This is a genomic window from Methylocaldum sp. 14B, assembly GCF_002005105.1.
GTDB lineage: Bacteria > Pseudomonadota > Gammaproteobacteria > Methylococcales > Methylococcaceae > Methylocaldum.
This window is the reverse complement of sequence record NZ_MSCV01000066.1, coordinates 1-3,081: the sequence shown is the minus strand read 5'-3', so window position 1 is coordinate 3,081 and position 3,081 is coordinate 1. Positions and strand designations below refer to the sequence as shown.

General features: G+C 55.0%; 1 protein-coding gene. It reads right to left on the bottom strand.

What is annotated here, in order from left to right; translation table 11 throughout:
- Positions 1-1,807: leucine-rich repeat domain-containing protein (locus B2A78_RS25355; RefSeq protein WP_168175560.1), on the bottom strand; the 1,807-nt coding region annotated here is incomplete at its 3' end.
- Between the last annotated feature and the right edge of the window lie 1,274 nt (positions 1,808-3,081).

Below are 3,081 nucleotides of genomic sequence, written 5' to 3'. Positions count from 1 at the left end.
AGCCGATCTCGATACCGTTGAGCCCCAGGCTGGTCAGCCCCCGGTTCATGTCGATCACCGGGCGTACTTGCCAAATGGCGAGGTTTGGATTGCCCGAGAGGTTGAGCTTGGTCAGATTGTGCAGTGGGCCGAGGGGCCAGACGTCCACCAGGGCGTTTTTCGATAGGTCCAGCTCTTTGAGCTGGACAAAGTTCGGGCCGTTCGGTCCCCAGCCGGCAAAGACCTGGATATTGTTAATGCCATTGCCGGCGACGTTGAGCCGAGTCAAGGTGCTGCCAAACGGCATCAGGAAGTCGAGACTCTTGCCGCCGTTGGGATCAGTCAGGTGGGTGTTGCCCAGGTCCAGTTCCGCCAAGGCGTAGGGCTTGCCGGTCTCCCAATTAATCAGCGGCCCGAGGTTGTCGAATGAGCCAATCTCGATGCCATTGAGTCCCAAGCTGGTCAATCCCCGGTTCATGTCGATCACCGGACGCACCTGCCAGATAGCCAGGCTCTGGTTGCCCGAGAGGTTGAGCTTAGTCAGCTGATGCAGCGCGCTGAGAGGGGCTACATCAATCAGGGCGTTATTCGACAGGTCCAGCTCCCTAAGTTGCATGAAGTTCGGGTTGTACGAAGAACCCCAGCTTCCCAAGACGTGGATGCTGTCAATGCCGTTGCCCGCGACGTTAAGCCGGGTCAGTGTGCTGCCAAACGGCATGAGAAAGTCGAGGCTCTTGCCGCCATTGAGATCGGTCAGATGAGTGTTACCCAAGTCCAGTTCCTGTAAAGCATAAGGCTGTCCAGTCTCCCAGTTGGTCAGCGGCCCGAGGTTGTCGAACGAGCCGATCTCGATACCGTTGAGCCCCAGACTGGTCAATCCCTGGTTCATGTCGATCACGGGACGCACCTGCCAGATGGCAAGGTTCTGATTACCGGAGAGATTGAGCTTGGTCAGATTGTGCAGCGGACTAAGCGGCCAGACGTCCACTAGAGCATTGTTCGACAGATCCAGCTCTTTGAGTTGGTTGAAGTTTGGACCGTTCGATCCCCAACTCGCGAAGGCCTGAATGTTATCGATGCCATTGCCCGCGACGTTGAGCCGGGTCAGCGTGCCGGCAAACGGCATGAGAAAGTCGAGGCTATGGCCGCCGTTGAGATCGGTCAGGTGGGTATTGCCTAGATCCAATTCCGCCAGCGCGTAGGGCTGACCGGTATGCGGGTTGGTCAGCGGTCCCAGGTTGTCGAACGAGCCGATCTCGATGCCGTTGAGCCCTAGACTAGTTAGTTCCCAACTCATGTCGATCACCGGGCGCACTTGCATGAGCGCCACGCGACGGTTGCCGGAAAGATTGAGCTTAGTCAGATTGTGTAGCGACGTGAGGGGGACTACCTCGATAAGAGCATTGTTCGATAGATCCAGCTCTCGGAGTTGGCTGAAATTCGGGCTATTCAGGTTCCAGTTCCAGCTTCCCAAGACCTGGATATTGTTAATGCCGTTGCCGGCGACATTGAGGCGGGTCAGCGTGCTGCCAAACGGCATCAGGAAGTCGAGGCTCTTGCCGCCGTTGGGATCGGTCAGGTGAGTGTTGCCCAGATCCAGCTCCGTCAAGGCGTAAGGCTCGCCCGTCTCCCAATTGATCAGCGGCCCGAGGTTGTCAAACGAGCCGATCTCGATGCCGTTGAGTCCCAAGCTGCTTAGTCCCCGGTTCATGTCGATCACCGGGCGCACCTGCCAAATGGCCAGAGTCGAATTACCGGAGAGATTAAGCTTGGTTAAGGTTTGCAGTGAAGCGAGTGGCCAGACGTCCTGAATATTATTCTTGCTCAAGTCGAGCTCAGTAAGACTGAAAAGCCCCTCCAATCCTTCCAATCTAATGATATTCCGACCGGGACACTCCAACTGGACTACCTGCTCAACGTACTGCCAACCGTTACGATTGGCCTGTTCTGTTAGGCAGTTTTGTAGATTTGGGTCTGCCATGGATGGCAAAGGAGTTGCCGCCTGCGCCGCAAAAGAGGCAAAGCAACTAAAAATAGTTATGGTAGCTATAGAGGCACTCTGAATACCAAAGAAAAATCTTGAACAGCGCATGTGCAACTCTCCTGAATGGCGCCTTTGCCATGAAAAAAGCCGCTAAATGCGGCAATCCCCCAGTCCTGCAGCATGGACGCTACGCATGAGCGCAAAAAATTAGTAGCGCCTCACAATGAGGCTAGGCACGAAGAAGTATAGATAAAGATACGTAGCGGACAGGCTGGACTTCCACGAAGCGTCAACCCAACTACGAAACTCCGGGAAGAAAGGATGATCGATGCCGACCGTATGGTCGTGAAGTTAGAGCTTCCGAGGTATGAGTTCCCAAGCCAGAGCTTGAGAGGGGGGGCAGGCTTTAGTTATTTGGCTAATGCCCGATGGTTCAAAGCGTACGTTTCCGGCCGCGCTTCATATCATCCACCAGCCGCTCATTGGCGCTTCGCGCGTGCTCGATGTCCCAAATCCGGATCGCTTCTTCGAGTTCGATTTTGCCTTCGTTGACCATTTTGCAGAGGCCCGCCCGTAGGGCATGGAGCGTGATAATCAGCGGATCTTTGGGGGTGTCGGCCGGGTACTTTTTCCAATTCGCCAGCGACTATCCTTTAAATTCTGTGAGATACAGAATCAGATAATCAATCGCTAGGGGGTATCAATGGGTGTCGGAACGGGGCTGCTTATTACGTTTTTGCTCTCGCTGCTTTGGTTTGCGATCAGGACGGGTAGAAAGCGCCGATCGCACTGGAACAGCGGTAGTTATGATTCGAGCTCTAACTCTTGGTCACAACCCAGTGATTCAGTTTCCTCAAGCGTCGATTGCAGTTCAGGGGATAACGGCTCAGGCAGCGATAGCGATAGCGGTTGCAGTTGCGGAGATTAATTATTAATCAGGCCCGTAAATACCCTCCTGGTATTTCGGGCCGCCGCCCAGGCCCGGTACACGCCCGGCCTGGGCTCACGCGGCTTGTCGCCGCGCCGGGGCATCCCTGCCCCGGATTAACCCGGCCTATATTTATAGGCCGGGTTAATAGGAGTCACGCTTTCATTGTTTGACTAACGTTCGATGGCTT